A 20,181-nucleotide genomic window follows, 5' to 3' on the forward strand; every position below is an offset into this window, starting at 1 on the left:
CATGAACGACGACGCCTCGACGAACCCGGGCCTGCCGCTCACGGCGGCCCAGCACGGCGTGTGGGTCGCCCAGCGCCTCGCCCCCGACAGCCCCCAGTACACCTGCGGCATCTACTACGACGCCCCCGCACAGGTGGACCGCGTCCTGCTCGCCCGTGCCGTGGAGCGGGCCGTGGCCGAGACCGAGGCGCTGCGGGTCCGCTTCCACGACGACGGGGAGACGGTCCGGCAGACGGTCGACCCGTCCGTCACCGGCGAGCTGGAGTACCTCGACCTCAGCGGCGAGGCCGATCCGGCCGGGGCCGCCCGGGCCTGGATCGACGCCGACCAGGCCCGACCCGTCCCGCTCACGGGCGACCGGCTGTTCCGGCACACCCTGCTGCGGCTCGGACCCGACCGGCACTGGTTCCACTTCCGCTACCACCACATCCTCCTCGACGGCTACGGACAGGTCCTGCACTGCCGCCGCCTGCTGGAGGTCCACACGGCACTCGCCGCGGGCGAGCAGCCGCCCGTGAGCGGTTTCGGCACCCTGCGCGAGGTCCTGGCCGAGGAGACCGCCTACCTCGGCTCCACCCGCCGGGAGCGTGACGGCGCCTACTGGCGGAGCGAGTTCGCCGACCTGCCGGAGTCCACCGAACTCGGCTCCGCCCTCACTGGCCTCGGCTCCGAACCCACTGGCCTTCGCTCCGCCATGCCCGAACTCGGTTCCGAACCCACCGGCCCTCGCTCCGCCATGCCCGAACTCGGCTCCGGCGCCACCGGACTCGCGCCCAGCCTGCCCGGCGCGACCGGCCGCCTGTCCGAGGACGGCGCGCTCAGGGTGCGCGGCCTCGCCGGGTCCCGCTGGTCCCTGCCGGTGATCGCCGCCATGGCCGCCCACACCCACCGCGTCACCGGCGCCCACGACGTCCTCGTCCGCGTGTTCATGGCCGCCCGGCTCAGCCCGCACGCCCTGGCGACGCCCGCCATGCTCGTCAACGACGTCCCGCTGCGGATCCCCGTCGACGGCTCCACCACCTTCGCCGAACTGCTGGACCGCGTCGCCGCCCGCCTGGCCCGGGCGACCCGCCACCAGCGGTACCCCCACGACGAGCTGCGCCGTGACCTCTCCGCCGCGGCCCACCCGGGCACCCTGAGCGGTCCGTCCGTGAACGTCCTCTCCTTCGCCGCCGCCCGCCTGCCGTTCGGCCCCACCGAGGCCGAGGCGCACCAGCTCGCCTCCGGCCCGGTACGCGACCTCGCCCTGCACGCCTACGGCGACCCCGAGGCGGGTGACGGCATCGAACTGACCGTCAACGCCCACCCGGGACGCTTCACCCCCGAGACGGCCGCCGCCCACCGCGACCGCTTTCTGCGCCTGCTCACCGCCGTCACCGAGCGGCCCGACCTGCCCATCGGCGCCGTCGACCTGCTCGACGACGCGGAACGGGAGCGCTTCCACGCCCGCAACGACACCGGCCACGCGACGGACCCGCGCTCCCTGGTGGAGCTGTTCGAGACCCAGGACCCGGCGGCCGAGGCCGTCGTCCTCGAGGGCGAGCGGCTGACGTACGGCGAACTCAACGCCCGAGCCAACCGCCTCGCGCACGCGCTGCGCGGGCAGGGTGTGGGACCCGAGTCGCGGGTGGCGGTGGTGTTGCCCCGCTCGCTCGACCAGATCGTCGCGCTGTGGGCGGTGCTGAAGACCGGTGCGGCGTACGTGCCCGTCGAGACCGGCTACCCGGCCGACCGGATCGCCTACGTCCTCGCCGACTCCCGTGTGGCGTTGGTGATCGACGAGGACAACGTGCGGTCCCTCGGCGACGGCGAGCCCGACACGAACCCCGGCGTCGCCCCGCGGGGGGACAACGCCGCGTACGTCATCCACACCTCGGGCACCACCGGCCGCCCCAAGGGCACCGTCGTCACCCACGTCGGCGTCACCAACATGCTCGCCTGGATGCAGGACGAGTACCGGCTCACCCCGGCGGACCGGGTCGTGCACAAGACGCCCGCCGGGTTCGACGTGGCGGTGTGGGAGGTGTTCTGGACCCTCACCCGCGGCGCGACCCTCGTGGTCGCCCGCCCCGACGGCCATCGCGACCCGGCCTACCTCGCCCGACTGGTCCGCGACGAGCGCGTCACCGTCATCCACTTCGTGCCCGCGATGCTCGGCCCGTTCCTCGACGAGTACGCGTATCTGCCCACGGACGCGCTGCGCATGGTCAGCTGCGGCGGCGAGGCACTGTCCGCAGGGCTCGCCGACCGCTTCCACCGCGAGTGCGGCGCGCGGCTGCACAACTCCTACGGGCCCACCGAGTTCTCGGTGACCGCCACCTCCCACGCCTGCGTGCCCGGCGAGCCCGTCACGATCGGCACGCCCACCCACAACTCGCGCGCCTACGTGCTCGATCCGGCCCTGCGACCGGTGCCGGACGGTGTGACCGGCGAGCTGTACCTGGCGGGCGTCCAGCTCGCCCGTGGCTACTTCGACCGCCCCGGCCCGACCGCCGAGCGGTTCGTCGCCGACCCCCACGGCCCGGCGGGCGCCCGTATGTACCGCACCGGCGACCTGGTACGCCGCCGGGCCGACGGTGACCTGCAGTTCGCCGGACGCGCCGACGACCAGGTCAAGATCAACGGGCAGCGGGTCGAACCCGCCGAGGTCGAGGCCGTCCTGGCGTCGGTGCCCGGCGTCGAACAGGCCGTGGTCCTCGTCCACGACTCCGCCGCGGGCGCCCGGCAGCTCGTCGGCTATGTGACCGGCACCCCGGACACCGACCCTCGGGTCCACCTCGCGCAACGGCTGCCCGCCCACATGGTGCCGGTGAGCGTGTTCGTCCTGCCGTCGATCCCGGTGACCCCCAACGGCAAGACCGACCGCCGCGCCCTGCCCGCTCCGGCCCGTCCGATGAGCGGACGGGCCCCCGCGACCGCCACCGAGCACATCCTGCACACCATCGCCGCCGCACTCCTCGACCGCCCCGAACTGGGCGTCGACGACGACCTGTTCGCCCTCGGCGCGGACAGCATCCACGCCATCCAGCTCGTCAGCCGCGCCCGCCGCCAGGGCCTGCACCTCACCCCCCAGGACGTCTTCGACCACCCGACGGTCGCGCGGCTCGCCACCGTGGCCACGACGGCACCGACGCCCCCGCCCGTCGAGGACGAGCCGGTCGGCGCCCTCGCCGAGACGCCCATGGCCCGGCGCCTCGCCGAACGCGGCGGCCCCACCGCCGGGTACGCCCAGTCCCTCCTCCTCGCCGCCGAGCCCGGACTGTCGTACGACCGGCTGTCCGCCGCCCTGCAGAAGGTGCTCGACCGTCACGACGCCCTGCGGATGCGCGGCCGGCACATCCGGCCCGTGGGCGCCGTACGGGCCGAGGACTGCCTGACCCGGGCCCGGGACGAGGACGTGGCCGGGCAGAAGGAGGCCGCGCGCCGCGCGCTGTCGCCGGACGACGGTGTGATGGTGCGGGCGGTGTGGTTCGAGTCGGGCCGGCTGCTGCTCGTGCTCCACCATCTGGTCGTCGACGGCGTGTCCTGGCGCATCCTGCTGAGCGACCTCACCGAGGCGCTCACTGGCGCCGAACTGTCCCCGCCCGGGACCTCGCTCCGCCGCTGGGCCGGACACCTCAGTGCCCCCGACGACGAACTCCCGCTGTGGACCGACCTGTTGTCCACCCCGGAACCCGTCCTCGGCACCCGCCCGCTCGACCCGGCGAGGGACTGCCACGGTACGGCCCGCTCGGTCACCGTCACCGTCCCGGCCGACCTCACCGCCACCCTGCTGGCCACCCTGCCGGCCGCCTACCGGGCGACCCCGGACGACATTTTGCTCGCCGCGCTGTCGGCGGCCGTCCAGCGCCACCGGGGTGAGGGACCGGTCCTGGTCGACCTGGAGGGCCACGGCCGCGACCACCTGCCCGACGGCATGGACTTGTCCACCACCGTCGGCTGGTTCACCCGTATCCACCCGGTGCGCCTGGGCCCCGGCACCGAGACCGGCGCCCACCTGATCAAGCGCACCAAGGAGGAGCTGCGCGCGATCCCGTACGGCGGCCGCGGCCACGACCTGCTGCGCGACCGGCTCACCGGAGTGCCCGCGCCCCAGATCTCCTTCAACTACCTGGGCCGCCTGGACGCCCACGACCTCGGCGGCTGGCACCTCGCCGACGGCGCGACGGCCGTGGAACTCCTCGCCGACGACGGCCTGGCGCTCACCCACACCCTCCAGATCGACGCCCACGTCCGTGACGGCGAGCTGACCGCCGAGTGGACCTACCCCGCCGGTGTCCTCACGGAGACCGACGTACGCGCCCTCGCCGAGGCGTGGACGGGAGCCCTGGCCGAACTGGCCGCGCACACGCGCGGCGGCCTCACCGTCTCCGACGTACCCCTCGTCCGGATCACCCAGGAGGAACTGGACAGGTTCCGCGGCGCCACGGACGTCCTGCCGCTCTCCCCGCTCCAGGAGGGCCTGCTCTTCCTCGCGCTGTACGAGCCGGACGACCCGTACGTCGGCCAGCTCGTCCTCGACATCGACGGCGGTTTCGACCGCGACCGGATGAAGGCCGCCGCGGCGGCGCTGCTGCACCGGCACCCGAACCTGCGCGCCGGCTTCCGCACCCGCCCGACGGGCGCCGCCGTCCAGGTCGTTCCCGCCGACGTGAAGGTGGCGTGGAAGGAGGAGCGCGAGGGGACCGGCCTGGAGGAGTTCCTCGCCCGGGACCGGGCGCGCGGCTTCAGCGTCGTGCGGCCGCCGCTGATCCGGTTCACCGCGCTCGGCGACCGCCTCGTCGTCACCCACCACCATCTGCTGGTGGACGGCTGGTCGCTGCCGCTGCTGATACGCGAGCTGTTCACGCTGTACGGCGGCGGCGAGCTGCCCCCGGCCCCCGCCTACCGCGACTACCTGGCCTGGCTCGCCGAGCAGGACCTGGACGCCTCGGCCGAGGCGGTGCGGGAGCGGCTCGCCGACCTGGCCGCGCCCACCCTGATCGCCCCCGCCGGGCACACCCCCGAGGGATACGGCTCCCACGAGGTCGTCCTGCCCGACGCCTTGACCGACGCGCTGACCTCCGTGGGCCGCGCGCACGGGCTCACCCTCAACACCGTCTTCCAGGGCCTGTGGGCGCTGCTGCTGGGCGGGCTGACCGGACGGGACGACGTCGTGTTCGGCGCGACCCTCTCCGGCCGCCCGCCCGAGCTGCCCGGCGCGGAGTCGACGATCGGGCCGTTCATCAACACCCTCCCGGCCCGGGTCCGGATCGACCCGGACGAGCCGCTGGCGGCGCTGCTGGCCCGGGTGCAGCGGGAGCAGCAGGCCCTGCGGCCGCACCAGCACGCCTCCCTGGCGAAGGTCACCCGCTCGACCGGCTTCGAGTCGCTGTTCGACACCATCATCTTCTTCGAGAACTACCCGACGACCGACGGCATCGAGGCCGGCGGACTGCGCCTGGCCCACGCCGACCTCGCCGAGCGCACCCACTACACCGTCAGCCTGTACGTCTTCCCCGGCGAGCGGCTGCGGCTGCTGTGGGGCTACCGCACCAGCGTCCTCGGCCCGGAGGCCATGACCCGGCTCGCGGACCGCCTGACCGAACTGCTCGGCGAGGCGGTGGCCGGACTCGACGTACCGGTGGGTGAGTTGACCGCCGTGTCCGAGGAGGACCGGCTGCTGATCATGGGCGACCGCGCCACCGACCAGCCCGACGGCCGGGAGACCACCGGGCCGGACCGGGCCGGGGTTCCCCGCACGCCGCAGGAGGAGATCCTGTGCGGCATCGTCGCCGAGGTCCTCGGCGTCGAGGAGGTCGGTGTCGACGACGAGTTCTTCGCGCTCGGAGGCACGTCGATCCTGATGATCCGGCTGGTCCACCGCGTGCGCGACGAGTTCGGCGTCGACCTGTCCCTGCGGGACGTGTTCGCCGCCCCCACTGTCACCGGGGTCGCCGAACGGCTGTCGGACATCGGCCCGCAGGCCAAGCGCATCACGGCGGACGAGCGGCCGGCCCGCGTCCCGCTGTCGTTCGCGCAGGAGCGCATGTGGTTCCTGCAGCGGCTCCAGAGCGGCTCCGGCTCCTACAACGTACCCATCCAGATCCGGCTGACCGGCCCCCTGGACGCGGACGCGCTCGGCGGCGCGCTCGCCGACCTCGTCGCCCGTCACGAGGCGCTGCGCACGCTCTACCGGGAGGACGACGAGGGCCCGCACCAGGTCGTGCTGCCCCCGGACACGCCCTTCGCCATGGAGGTCGTACGGGACGCCGGCCCCACCCCCGACCTGGTCGTCTCCGCCGGCCGGCCCTTCGACCTGGCCCGTGACCTGCCGATGCGGGCGACGCTCTACCCGACCGGCCCGGACACCCACGTGCTGCTCTTCGTGGTGCACCACATCGCCACCGACGGCGCCTCGCTGCGCCCGTTGACCGAGGACCTGTCCGCCGCCTACCGCGCCCGGCTCGGCGGCAGCGCGCCCGACTTCCCCGAACTGTCCGTCCAGTACGCGGACTTCGCGGTGTGGCAGCGCGACACCCTGGCCGGGGACCTGCCCCGGCAGATCGACTACTGGAAGCAGAACCTGGACGGCCTGCCGCCCGAGGTCACCTTCCCCGGAGACCGGCCGCGCCCGGCGGTGGCCACACACCGTGGCGACCACGTGGAGTTCTCCGTCGCACCGGAGCTCTATCAGCGGGTCCTCGACCTGGCGGGCCGCACCCGCTCCACCCCGTACATGATCCTCCAGGCGGCCGTGTCGACGCTGCTGACCCGGCTCGGCGCGGGCGAGGACATCCCGCTCGGCGGCATCATCGCCGACCGGCCCGACTCGGTGCTCGACGACGTGGTCGGCGTGTTCATCAACACCCTCGTCTACCGCGTCGACACCTCCGGCGACCCCCGCTTCGAGGATCTCCTGGACCGCGTCCGCGAGACCGGCCTGGCCGCCTACGCGCACCAAGGGGTGCCGTTCGAACGCCTGGTGGAGGAGCTGAACCCGGAGCGGTCCCGGTCCCGGGCCGCCTTCTTCCAGGTGATGCTGGCCTGGCTGGACCTCACCGAGGCCCGCGTCGACCTGCCCGGCGTGCACGCCGAACCCGGCCCGGTGACCAGCGGTACGTCCAAGTTCGACGTGCACTTCGACTGCCATGTCGAGGGCGACGGGCTGCTGTGCCGCCTGGAGTACACGACCGACCTGTACGACCGGCGCACGGCCGAGAGCTTCGCGGCCCGCTTCGTCCGCGTCCTGGAGACCGTCACCGCCGACCCGGCGCTGCGGCTCTCCGAGGTCGACGTGCTCGGCGCCGACGAACGCGCCCTGGTGCTCGCGGGCTGGAACGACACCGCCGTGGCGTTCGACGGCGAGGGCTCCGCGGTCGAGCTCCTGGAGGCGTACGCCGCCCGCGACCCCGACGCCGAGGCGGTCCGCTTCGAGGGCGAGCGGGTCACGTACGGCGAGTTCAACGCCCGGGTGAACCGGCTCGCCCACACCCTGCGCGAGCGGGGTGTCGGGCCCGAGTCACGGGTCGCCGTGATGCTGCCGCGCTCGGTCGACCTGATGGTGGCCCTGTGGGCGGTGCTCAAGGCCGGTGCCGCGTATGTGCCGATCGACACCGGCTATCCGGTCGACCGGATCGCGTACATCCTCGCCGACTCCGGCGCCCGGCTGCTGATCTCCGACCGGGACGTGGACGGCTTCGAGCGGATCGCACCCGGCGCCGCCGGGCCCACGGAGAACCCGGGGGTGACGGCCCACGGCGACAACGCCGCGTACGTCATCTACACCTCGGGCTCCACCGGCCTCCCCAAGGGCACGGTCAACACGTACGCGGGCATGGCGAACCGGCTGTGGTGGATGCAGCGCGACCACCGGCTCGCCCCCGGGGAACGGGTGCTGCAGTCCACTCCGGTGAGTTTCGACGTGTCGGTGTGGGAGGTCTTCTGGACCCTCATGTACGGCGGCACCCTTGTCGTGGTCCGGCCCGACGGCCACCGCGACCCGCTCCACCTGGAGCAGGTGATGCGCGAGGAGTCCGTCGCGGTCGTGCACCTCAGCGCGTCCATGCTCGGCGCCTATCTGGCCGAGACCCGGCTGCCGGACTCCGTCCGCCTGGTCGTCTCCGGCGACGAGGCCCTGCCCGCCGAACTGGTCCGCCGCTTCCACGACGACTCCAGCGCCGTGCTCCTCAACGCCTACGGCCCCACCGAGGCGGCTGTCGACGTCACCGCCTGGGCCGCGCCGCCCGGCACCGAGACCGTGCTGATCGGCGGGCCCCTCGCCAACACCCGCGCCTACGTGCTCGACGCGACGCTGGCGCCGGTCGCCCCCGGGGCACCCGGGGAGCTGTACGTCGAGGGCGTCCAACTGGCCCGCGGTTACCTGGACCGGCCCGCCCTGACCGCCGAGCGGTTCGTCGCGAGCCCGTACGGGCCGCCCGGCGCCCGTATGTACCGCACCGGGGACGTGGCGCGCTGGACGGCGGACGGCGAGCTGGAGTACCTCGGGCGCGCCGACAACCAGGTCAAGCTGCGCGGCTTCCGCGTCGAACTCGGCGAGATCGAGGACGCGCTGGCCGACCACCCGGCCGTCGCCCAGGCCGCCGCGGCCGTGCACGGGCAGTGGCTCGTCGGGTATGTGGTTCCCGCAGCGCCTGTCGATGTGGATGACCTGCGCGACCGGCTCACGGCACGGCTGCCGGAGTACATGGTCCCGGCCCAGATCGTCGAGCTGGACGTCATGCCGCTCACCCCGAACGGCAAGCTCGACCGCAAGGCACTGCCCGTGCCGGAGCAGACCCACGCCTCCGGGCGCGGGCCGCGCACCCCGCAGGAGGAGATCCTGTGCGGGCTGTTCGCCGAGGTGCTCCAGGTGGCCGAGGTCTCGATCGACGACGACTTCTTCGCGCTCGGCGGCCACTCCCTGCTGGTGACCCGGCTGGCCGGCCGCATCCGGGCCGCGCTGGACGTCGACATCGAACTGTCGGTGCTGTTCGAGGCGACGACCGTGGCGAAGCTCGCGTCCCGGCTCGCCGGCAGCGGACCGCGCCGGGGCGGCGTCACCGCACAACCGCGCGACGGGCGCCTGCCGCTGTCGTACGCCCAGGAACGGCTGTGGTTCCTGCACCGCTTCGAGGGTCCGTCCCCGACGTACAACCTGCCCGTCGCGCTGCGGCTGACCGGTGACCTCGACGTGGCCGCGCTCACCGCCGCCCTGGACGACCTGGCGCGGCGGCACGAGGCACTGCGTACGGTCTTCGCCGAGGACGGGCACGGCCCCCACCAGGTGGTGCTGCCGTCCGTACCGCCACTGACCGTCGTCCACGCCGACGAAGAGGCGCTCGACGAGAGCATCGCCGACGCCGTCCGCACCCCGTTCGACCTCACCGCCCAACCCCCGTTGCGCGCCACGCTGTTCGACCTCGGTGCGGACGAGCACGTGCTGCTCCTCGTCCTGCACCACATCGCCGGCGACGGCGCCTCCATGGCCCCGCTCGCCCGCGACCTCGCCACCGCCTACGCGGCCCGGACCCGGAGAGCGGAACCCGACTGGGATCGACTCCCCGTCCAGTACGCCGACTTCGCGGTGTGGCAGCGGCGCGCGCTGGGCGAGGCCGACGACCCGGACAGCGCCCTCACCCGCCAGCTCGACCACTGGCGGACGACGCTCGCCGGGCTGCCCGAGCAGATGGAGCTGCCCTTCGACCGTCCCCGGCCCGCCGTGCCCACCCACCGCGGCGACACGGTGCCCTTCGCGGTCGAGCCGACGGTCCACGAGGCCCTGGTCCGGCTCGCCCGCGAGCACCACACGACCGTCTTCATGGTGGTGCACGCCGCCTTGGCCACGCTCCTGCACCGGCTCGGCGCGGGCGACGACATCGTGATCGGCTCACCGGTCGCGAACCGCACGGACGACGCCCTGACACCCCTGGTCGGCTTCTTCGCCAACAACCTCGTGCTGCGCACCGACCTGACCGGCGACCCCGGCTTCACCGAGGTGCTGCAGCGGGTGCGGGCCGCCGACCTGGCCGCCTACGCCCACCAGGACGTGCCGTTCGAGCGGGTCGTGGAGGTGGTCAACCCGGCACGCTCCACCGCCCGGCACCCGCTGTTCCAGACCGGCCTGAACTTCAACAACGCCGACCAGCAGGCGGCCCTCGACCTCGCCGTCGACCTGCCCGGTCTCACCGCGCGCGTGCGGCCGGTCGCCTCGCCCGCCGCCAAGTTCGACCTGTCGTTCTTCCTCACCGAGCGGCCCGAGGGCGGGGTGAGCGGGCTCCTGGAGTTCGCCACCGACCTGTTCGACCGCGACTCGGCCGCCCGCATCGCCGAGCGCTTCACCCGACTGCTCACCGCCGTCACCGCCGAACCCGGCCGCCCGGTGGGGGAGTTCGACATCGTGGCCGCCGACGAGCGGCGGCTGCTGCTCACCGAGTGGAACACCACCGGCCACGAGGTGCCGTCAGGGACCCTTACCGACCTGATCGAGGCCCAGACCGCCCGCACCCCGGACGCCCCCGCCGTCCTCTTCGGCACCACGGAGCTGTCGTACGCCGAACTCGACGCTCATGCCAACCGTTTGGCCCGGCATCTGATCGACCTGGGGGCCGGTCCGGAGCGCTACGTCGCCGTGCTGATGCCGGTGTCCGAGCACATCCCGGTGACGCTGCTGGCGGCCCTGAAGACCGGCGCCGGCTACCTGCCGCTCGACCCGGCCCACCCGGCCGACCGGCTCGCCTTCATGCTGGAGGACATCGCGCCGGTCGCGGTCGTCACCACGGCTGAACTGGCCGACACCGTAAGGTCGTTGACGGAGGCGCCGGTCGTACCGACGGACGATCCGGCCATCACGGCCCAGCCGCAGAGCCCCCTCACGGGTGTCGTCCGGCGGCCCGAACACGCCGCGTTCGTCATCTTCACCTCGGGCTCCACCGGGCGGCCCAAGGCGGTCGTCGTCGAACACCGCTCGCTGGTCGCCTATCTGGCCTGGGCGACACACGAGTACGAGAGCCTGCGCCGACGCGTCCTGGTGCACTCGCCGGTCTCCTTCGACCTCACCGCGACCGGCATGTTCGGCCCACTGATCTCCGGCGGCACCGTGGAACTGGTCCGCTGGACCGCGAGCGGCCCCGACCCGGACGCCCACGTCACCCGGCCCGACTTCGTCAAGGCCACCCCCAGCCATCTGCACCTGCTGGGCGTGGTGCCCGAGGAGTACTCGCCGGGCGGGCAGCTCGTCCTCGGCGGCGAGTCCCTCCTCGGCGACGTGCTGGACGCGTGGCGCGCCCGGCACCCCGGGGTGACCGTCCTCAACGAGTACGGCCCGACCGAGACCACCGTCGGCTGCAGCCTGTTCCGCATCGAACCCGGGGACCCCGTCCCGCCCGGCGTCATCACCATCGGGACCCCCGCCTGGAACACACAGATGTACGTGCTGGACGCGCTGCTGCGCCCGGCACCCGTCGGCACCGCCGGCGAACTGTACGTCGCGGGCGACCTCGTCACCCGCGGCTACCACGGCCGCCCCGGCCTGACCGCCGGGCGTTTCGTCGCCAGCCCGTTCGGACCGCCCGGGTCCCGTATGTACCGCACGGGCGACCTGGCCCGCTGGACGACCGCCGGGCGGCTGGAGTTCGTCAGCCGCGTGGACGACCAGGTCAAGATCCGCGGCTTCCGCATCGAACTCGGCGAGGTGGAGGCCGTCCTCACCGCCCGGCCGGGCATCGACGCCGCCGCCGTGGTCGTCCGCGAGGACACCCCCGGCGACAAGCGCCTCGTCGCCTACGTCGTGCAGGAGCAGGGTCACCCGGCGGACCTGGCCGCCCTGCGCGCCGCCGCGGCGCGGGCCCTGCCCGACTACATGGTCCCGGCCGCGTTCGTCGTCCTGGAGACCCTGCCCCTCACCGCCAACGGCAAGATCGCCCGCAAGGCGCTGCCCGCTCCCGACCTCACCGCCGAGGGCACGGGCAGGCCGCCCGCCGAGGGCACGGAACGGCGGGTGGCGGACCTCTTCGCCGCCGTCCTCGGCGTGCCCGAGGTCGGCGCCGACGACGACTTCTTCCGCCTCGGCGGCCACTCCCTGCTCGTCGCCCGCCTGGTCAACCGGATCCGCGCCGGCCTCGGAGCGGAGCTGTCCATCCGAGAGGTCTTCGAGCACGCGACCGTCGCCGGCCTCGCGGAACTGCTGTCGGGTCGGCCGACGCACGCCTCCCGGCCTCCGCTCGTCCGGCGCGAACGGCCCGAGCGGGTGCCCCTGTCGGCGGCGCAGCGGCGGATGTGGTTCCTCGACCGGCTCGACGGCCCGGCGCAGACGTACACCATCCCCGTCGTCCTGCGGATGACCGGCACCCTCGACAGGGACGCCCTGCGGGAGGCCTTCGGCGACCTGGTGCGGCGGCACGAAGTGCTGCGCACGGTGATCGCCGAGGGGCCTCAGGGGCCGCACCAGGTTGTCGTCGACACGGAGCCGCGCTTCGCGGTCCGGTCGTTCGACCCGGCCGACTTCGACGCGGGGGTGGCGGAGGCCGCCCGGATGCCGTTCTCCCTGGACCACCAACTGCCCGTCCGCGCAGTGCTGCTCACCGACGGGGAGCGTGAACACGTCCTGCTGCTCCTTCTGCACCACATCGCGGGCGACGGCGCGTCCATGCGGCCCCTCGCCCAGGACCTCTCCACGGCCTACGCCGCCCACCTCGCCGGCCGCGCCCCCGACTGGGCTCCCCTGCCCCTCCAGTACGCCGACTACGCGCTGTGGGAGCGGGAACTGCCAGCCGACCGGCTCGACTTCTGGACCAGGGAGCTGGCCGGGATCCCCGACCAGATCGAGCTACCCGCGGACCGGCCCCGGCCCGCCGTCGCGTCCCAGCGCGGTGGCACGGTGCCCTTCACCGTGCCGGCCGGACTGCGCGGCCGTGTCGACGCGCTCGGCCGTGGCCGGGGCGCCAGCGCCTTCATGGTGCTGCACGCCACGCTCGTCACCCTGCTGACCCGGCTGGGCGCCGGTGACGACATCGTGATCGGAACGCCCGTGGAAGGCCGCCCGGACACCGCGCTCGAAGGCCTCGTGGGGCTGTTCGCCAACACCCTGGTGCTGCGTGCCGACACCTCCGGTGACCCCACGTTCGAGGAACTGCTCGACCGGGTGCGAGCGGCGGACGTGGCGGCGTACGACCACACCGACGTGCCGTTCGAGCAGCTGGTCGAGGTCCTCAACCCGGTGCGCTCACGTTCCCGGCACCCCCTGTTCCAGGTCATGTTGACGGTCAACCAGGAGACCGTCGCACCCACGCTGCCCGGACTCGAGGTGACCGTCGGGGACGTGCACGGCGACCACGCCAAGTTCGACCTGTCGCTGACGCTCACCGAGGGCCGCGAGGGCGGCTGGTCCGGATCGGTCGAGTACGCCTCGGACCTGTTCGACCGCGCCACCGCCGAGAGCGTCGCCGCCCGCTATCTGTGCCTGCTTCAGGAGGTGACCGCCGACCCCGCGCGTCCCCTGCACACCCTGCCCGTGCTCACCCCCGCCGAACGCGAGGACGTGCTCGTCCGGCGCAACGACACCGCCCGGCCGCTGCCGCAGGCCTCGCTGCCGGAGATGTTCGAGGCACAGGTGGCGCGCACTCCGCACGCCGTGGCCGTCGTCTCGGACGGTAAGGACGGCACGGACGGCACGGACGGCACGGAGTTGACGTACGACGAGCTGAACCGCCGCGCCGACCGGCTCGCCCGGCACCTGATCGCACTCGGGGCCGGAGCGGAGACCGTCGTCGCCGTGGTGCTGCCGCGCCGCCCGGAGGTGGTCGTGGCGCTGCTCGCGGTCCTGAAGACCGGGGCGGCCTATCTGCCGGTCGACCCGGCCAACCCGCAGGCGCGGATCGACGCGCTGGTCGCCGACGCGGGCGCCGGGATCGTCCTCGACGAGGACGCGCTCGTGCTCACCGAGGACGCGCTCGCCGCGGCCCCGGACACCCGCGCGGACGGCGCCCCGGGCGTCAGGGTCCACCCGCGGCAGGCCGCCTACCTGATCTACACCTCCGGCTCGACCGGCCGCCCGAAGGGAGTGGTCGTCGACCACGGGTCGCTCGCCGCCTATCTCAACGAGGCCGCGGCGATGTACCCGGCCGCGTCCGGCGAGTCCCTGGTGCACACCTCCCTCGCCTTCGACATGCCGGTGACCACACTGTTCACTCCGCTGGTCACCGGCGGCCGGGTGCGGTTCGCGGGACTGGACGAGGACACGCCGACCCCTGCCCTGCTCAAGGTCACCCCGAGCCATCTGCGGCTGCTGGAGTCGCTGCCCGACCGCGTCAGCGACGCCCGCAACCTGGTCATCGGCGGCGAGGCACTCGACGGCACCGCCCTGCGGGCGTGGCGCGACCGGCACCCCCAGGCCGTGGTGATCAACGAGTACGGTCCCACGGAGGCGACCGTCGGCTGTGTCGTCCACCGGCTCGAACCGCACGACGGCCTGGGCGCGGGGCCGGTGCCCATCGGCCGCCCCATCGGCAACGCACGCGTGTACGTGCTCGACGAGCACCTCCAGCCCGTCCCCGACGGCGTGTGGGGCGAGCTGTACCTCGCCGGCGCCGGACTCGCCCGCGGCTACGCCGGGCGGCCCGGCCAGAGTGCCGAGCGGTTCGTCGCCGACCCGTACGGTCCGCCCGGCGCCCGGATGTACCGGGTGGGCGACCGGGCCCGCTGGAACCGCGCCGGGGTGCTGGAGTACGCCGGACGCGTCGACGACCAGGTCAAGATCCGGGGTTACCGGATCGAGCCCGGCGAGATCGAGGCCGCGCTGACCGCGCTCGACGGGGTCGCACGCGCCGCCGTGATCGCCCGCGAGGACCGTCCGGGGGACCAGCGGCTGGTCGCCTACCTCGTGCCCGAGGCCGAGCCACTCGACGCCGACGACCTGCGGGCCCGGCTGGCCGCGACACTGCCCGCGTACCTGGTGCCGTCCGCGTTCGTCGAGGTCGACGCGATCCCGCTGAACGCCAACGGCAAGCTCGACCGCAGAGCGCTGCCCGCCCCGCCGGACACCGCCGCGGGCACCGGCCGGGCGCCCCGCACCCCACGCGAGGCACAGCTGTGCGCACTGTTCGCCGAGGTCCTGGGCGTGCCCGAGGTCTCCGCCGACGAAGACTTCTTCGCCCTCGGCGGCCACTCCCTCCTCGGCACGCGGCTCATCGCCCGGGTCCGAGCCGAACTGGGCGCCCGCGTGTCGGTGCGGACCCTGTTCGAGGCCTCTACGCCGGCCGCGTTCGCCGAACGACTGGACACCGCTCCCACCGACGGCGGCGACACGGACGCCCTGGCCCCACTGCTGCCGCTGCGCAACACCTCGGCCTCCGGCACCCCGCTGTTCTGCCTGCACCACGTGGACGGCATCGGCTGGTGCTACGCGGTCCTCGGCCCGCACCTCGACGAGGACACGCCCCTGTACGCCGTCCAGGCCGCCGGACTCGACGGCTGCGACGAACTGCCCGGCAGCATCGGCGAGATGGCCCAGCGGTACGTCGAACTCATCCGCGCCGCCTGGCCGTCAGGGCCGTACCGGCTGCTCGGCTGCTCCATGGGCGGACTGCTCGCCCACGAGGTCGCCGTACAACTGCGGGAGGCCGGGCAGACGGTCGAGGCGGTGATCCTTCTCGACACCCACCTCCCGCACGTCGATCACGAGGGGGCCGAGCCGACCGAGCAGGAGCTGCGGGACCACGTGCCGATCCCGGAGGACGGACCGGTGCTGCTCACGCAGGAGCTGCGGGCGGACCTGGTGCGGGTCGGCGCCCACATCCGGCGGCTCACGCTCCGGCACGTGCCCCGCGTCTTCGACGGCGACGTCGTGCTCTTCCACGCCCTCCGCCCCAGCGCGCCCGGCGAGCCCCTGCTCGACCCCGCCGACTGGCGGCCCCACGTCACCGGACGGATCGACGTCCACGACGTCGACGTCGCCCACCTCGACCTCCTGCTCGGCCGGTCCGCCGAATCCATCGGCCGGACCGTGGCCGCACTCCTGCGCACCGACAACGACCGGAAAGGCAACTGATCCGCCATGAGCAACCCCTTCGAGAACCCCGACGGCACCTACCGGGTCCTGGCCAACGACGAGGGCCAGCACTCCCTGTGGCCCGACTTCGCCGACGTACCCGCCGGCTGGACGACCGTCTTCGGCCCGGACGCCCGCACCGCCTGCCTGGAGTACGTCGAGCGCGAGTGGACCGACCTGCGCCCCAAGAGCCTCGTCGACGCCATGGACGCCTGACCGACCCCACGAAGCCACGCGACGCACGGAACGGAAGTGAACACGACGTGATTGGCGTCGAATCGACGACGGCACCGGCGGAGCCCACGTGGACCGCCGGCCCGGCGGCCGGGAACGGGACGGTGCGCCTCGGCGCCCCCGAACTGGACGCACTGGCCCAGGTGACGAGCGGCCTGCTGGACCGGGCGGGGGAGCGGGTCGACGACCCGGCCTGGGTGGGCCACGCCCGCCGTGCCTGGGAAGACAGTCCCACCGAAGTGCGGCGCACCGTACGGGAGTTCCGCAGGAACTCCGGCCCGGACGGCGCCCTTGTCCTGAGGCGGCTGCCCATCGGCGCATCCGACCTGCCGCCGACCCCCATGGTGAGGGGCTCGGTACAGCGCGTCCCGTCACTGCCCGCGGCGACCCTGCTGCTGTTCGCGGCTGGGCTCGGCGATCCGGCGGCGTTCGCGGCGGAGAAGTCCGGGGCCCTGGTCCAGGACGTGGTGCCGGTGCCCGGTCAGGAGGAGGTCCAGGGCAACGTCGGCTCGGTCGAGCTCACCTTCCACACCGAGAACGCCTTTCACCCCCATCGACCCGACTACGTCATGCTGCTGTGCCTGAGGGCCGACCATGAGGGCCTCGCCGAACTGCGTACCAGCTGCGTACGCCGCGTCCTGCCCCTGTTGACGCCCCGCACCCGGGCGGCGCTCGGCAGGCCCGAGTACGTCACCGAGGCCCCGCCGTCCTTCGGCCCCGCAGGCGAGGGTACGGCGCACGCCGTGCTCACCGGCGACCCGGACGACCCCGACTGGTGCATCGACGAGGCGGCCACCAGGGGCGTGACCCCCGAGGCCCGGGCGGCCCTCGCCGAACTCTCCGAGGTGACCCACCGGACGTACACCGCAGTGCGCCTGCGCCCCGGCGACCTCACCGTCGTCGACAACCGCGTCACCCTGCACGGCCGTTCGGCGTTCACCCCGCGCTACGACGGCCAAGACCGCTGGCTCCAGCGGACGTTCGCGTTCAGCGATCTCCGTCGCTCGCGCGACCACCGCCCTGGTGACGGAACGGTCCTGGTCAAGTGACCTCGTTCCGCGAGGCGTTACGACACGGATGAACCGATGAATCGATGAAAGGTACGTGCTGACATGGCCGAGACCGACCGGACACCCGTCACGGTGTTCGAACGTCACGAGTCGAACGTACGCAGCTATTGCCGCGACTTCCCGGTGGTGTTCGAACGAGCCGCCGGGCACCACCTGTGGGACAGCACCGGGCGCCGTTACGTCGACCTGCTGTGCGGGGCGGGATCGCTCAACTACGGCCACAACCCGCCCGCGATCGTCGAACGGGTGATGGCCTACCTCGCGACCGGCGGGCCGGTGCAGTCGCTGGACCTGCACACGGCGGCCAAGGCCGACTTCCTGGAACGCCTCATCGGCCTCGTCCTTGAGCCCCGCGGGCTCGGCGACTTCGTGGTGCAGTTCCCCGGACCGGCAGGCACGCTCGCGGTGGAGGCCGCCCTGAAGCTGGCCCGCAAGGTCACCGGGCGCACCGAGGTGATCGCCTTCACCGCAGGTTTCCACGGCGCGTCCCTGGGAGCACTGGCCGCCACGACCTCCCCGCTGCTGCGCGGCGGAGCGGGGGTGGCCCTGACAGACGTCACGATCCTCCCCTACGGCGACGCGGCCCACCCGGACGGGACCGACCCCGTCACCGCCCTGGAACAAGCCCTCGGCCCGGACGCGCGGACGGCACCGCCCGCGGCGATCCTGCTGGAGACCGTCCAGGGCGAGGGCGGACTGCACACGGCGCCCCGTACCTGGCTCGCCCGGATCCGTGAACTCGCCGACTCAGTAGGCGCGTTGGTGATCGTGGACGACATCCAGGCGGGCTGCGGACGCACCGGGACCTTCTTCAGCTTCGAGGACGCCCCCGAACTCCGCCCCGACCTGGTGTGCCTGTCGAAGTCGCTCAGCGGCATGGGGCTGCCGATGGCGGCCCTGCTGATCCGGCGCGAAATCGACCAGTGGTCGCCCGGCGAGCACAACGGCACCTTCCGCGGGCACAACCTCGCCTTCGTGGCGGGCTCAGCCGCCCTGGACCACTGGACCGACCCCCACTTCACCGACCACACCGCGGAACTGGCCGCCGCCATCCGCACCAGCCTCACGAGCATCACCGACGCCCTTCCGGCGGGCGTCGCCGAAGTCGTCGGCAAGGGCGCGATGAGCGGACTTGGATTCACCCGCGCCGAGACCGCCGAAGGGGTGCGGCGGGCCCTGTTCCACGCGGGTGTCGTAGCCGAGACATCCGGCCAGGGACACGTACTGAAGCTGCTGCCACCGCTCACGATGTCACTCACGGACTGGAAGGAGGTGGCGGACACCATCGGCGACACGGCTCTCACCACGGTAGCCGGCGCACGCGCACCTGCCTCACGGTCTTCTACGGCGGCCTGATCGACGGCCCGGGCAGAGACCGTGAACATGCTCCGCGGCCCGGACCGAGTCCCACGGGCTCGGGCCTCCGGGGCCCCGAACCGGTACCCCTGCCGGCCCGGCGACTCCTCTCATCGGGAAGAGGGCCACGTCCCCGACGTGCCGGTGCGGCACGTCGGGGAAGGCATACGCCGCTGGGGTTCCGAGGCAGGTCCGTGTCAGCGGACCAGGACCGCGTTCAACGGGATGCCGTGACGTCTGCGGCACCATCATCGGCGGCGGTGAGGCTCCCGCAGCGGGTTCATGCCGTCCAGCCTGTGCGATCGCGACGCATGGTTCCAGCAGGTCGCCGGGGCGAGTGCCGCGCGCAGCCGATCCGTCCCCGGGACGGTGGGGAGGGCGAGGGGAGCGCGGACGCCTTTGGGTTGCCGGCATCTCGTTCTGGCCGGCTTCCGGCGTCGACCCCGCGGAGTGCGCGCACCGAGCCGGGCAGAGGGAAACCCGGTTCGGCCGGAGCATTCCCCTGCTGCTTCTGTCTGCTGGTTGCCGAGCCGAACGGGGCCAATGCGGAAGACTGCGCGGCGCCGAGTTGGCCTGCGCATCTCACCCCACCGCGTCGGAGCCCCGGTTGCTTCCAGGACCGGCATCGGCACTCATCAGCCCAGGGCGGCGCGACGAGGCTGACGGCATGTTCCAACGGGTCGTCGAAGTGATAGCCCGGTCAAGCAGCCGTCGGTGCGCGACGACCTCCCGCGAATTCCTCCCGAGGCCGACGGGCCGGAGGTCGCCTCACGCGTCGGTGTGCTCGGCGCCGGAGGCGGGCCGGCCGACGAGGAGCGGCCAGGTGAGTGCGGCCATCTCGGCCGGTGTGCGGGGGCGATCACGCTGGAGCCAGTCGGTGGCCACACCGAGGAGCGCGCCGGCGGTGAACGCGGCGGGTACGTCGTGCGGGATGTCCGCCGACACGACACTGTCCGGCGCGGCACCGGAGTTCACACGTACGGCGACGTGGACGGTGGTGGAGACGCGGCTGCGGATGTGATCGATGACGCGGGCGCTGCCCTGGGGTCCCAGCAGGCTGCGGTAGAGGCCCGCGTGGTCGGCGAGGTTCTCGAAGAACGCCACGAGTGAACTGGCGGGGTCCGCGTCCGACTCGGCCGAGGTGGAGTCGAGGGCGGGGACGGACTCGATCAGGGTGTCGATCGTCGAGGTACAGGCGGCTTCGGCCAGTTCATGCACGTCCCGGTAGTGGTCGTAGAACGTCGTGCGGTTCACCCCGGCCCGTTCGGCCACGTCCGCGACGCTGATCTGCCCCAGCTCCTGTTCCTCGACGAGCTGGATCAACGCGCCCTGCAGGGCGGCGTGCGTGCGGCGCACGCGTCGGTCACCCACAGGGGTGCTCTGTCTTGTCGTGGCCATGACCCCATCCTATCTAGCCGACAGATGTTGGTTTCCCGACGAGTGTCGGCTAACGTGCTTCTCGGGAGTGCTTCAGCCGACCCAGAGAGGAAACCGCCA

5 protein-coding genes are annotated in these 20,181 nt (G+C 73.3%); 4 read left to right on the forward strand and 1 reads right to left on the reverse strand.

Annotated features, from left to right (window positions below):
- The first annotated feature begins 1 nt into the window (after position 1).
- The 4 genes from OG622_RS42205 (at position 2) to OG622_RS42220 (ending at position 18,684) form a co-directional block, all read left to right on the forward strand.
- On the forward strand, positions 2-16,024 hold the full coding sequence (locus tag OG622_RS42205; RefSeq protein ID WP_371582083.1) for an amino acid adenylation domain-containing protein: 16,023 nt from the start codon (positions 2-4) through the stop codon (positions 16,022-16,024).
- A 6-nt stretch (positions 16,025-16,030) separates the two neighbouring features.
- A complete protein-coding gene (locus tag OG622_RS42210; RefSeq protein ID WP_371582085.1) occupies positions 16,031-16,240 on the forward strand; it encodes an MbtH family protein in 210 nt (69 codons plus the stop codon).
- Positions 16,241-16,362: 122 nt separating this feature from the next.
- Positions 16,363-17,307 (forward strand): TauD/TfdA family dioxygenase, encoded by a 945-nt coding sequence (locus OG622_RS42215; RefSeq protein WP_371584393.1) that lies wholly within the window; start codon positions 16,363-16,365, stop codon positions 17,305-17,307.
- A gap of 63 nt (positions 17,308-17,370) precedes the next feature.
- Complete coding sequence (locus tag OG622_RS42220) at positions 17,371-18,684, forward strand: diaminobutyrate--2-oxoglutarate transaminase (RefSeq protein ID WP_371582087.1); 1,314 nt, start codon at positions 17,371-17,373, stop codon at positions 18,682-18,684.
- 768 nt (positions 18,685-19,452) lie between these two features.
- On the opposite strand, the gene OG622_RS42225 is transcribed toward OG622_RS42220, so the two are convergent.
- Positions 19,453-20,082 carry a TetR/AcrR family transcriptional regulator gene (locus OG622_RS42225; protein WP_371582089.1) on the reverse strand — a complete coding sequence of 210 codons (630 nt, stop codon included), beginning with the start codon at positions 20,080-20,082 and terminating at the stop codon, positions 19,453-19,455.
- Positions 20,083-20,181: the final 99 nt, after the last annotated feature.

The organism is Streptomyces sp. NBC_01314, assembly GCF_041435215.1.
Lineage (GTDB): Bacteria > Actinomycetota > Actinomycetes > Streptomycetales > Streptomycetaceae > Streptomyces.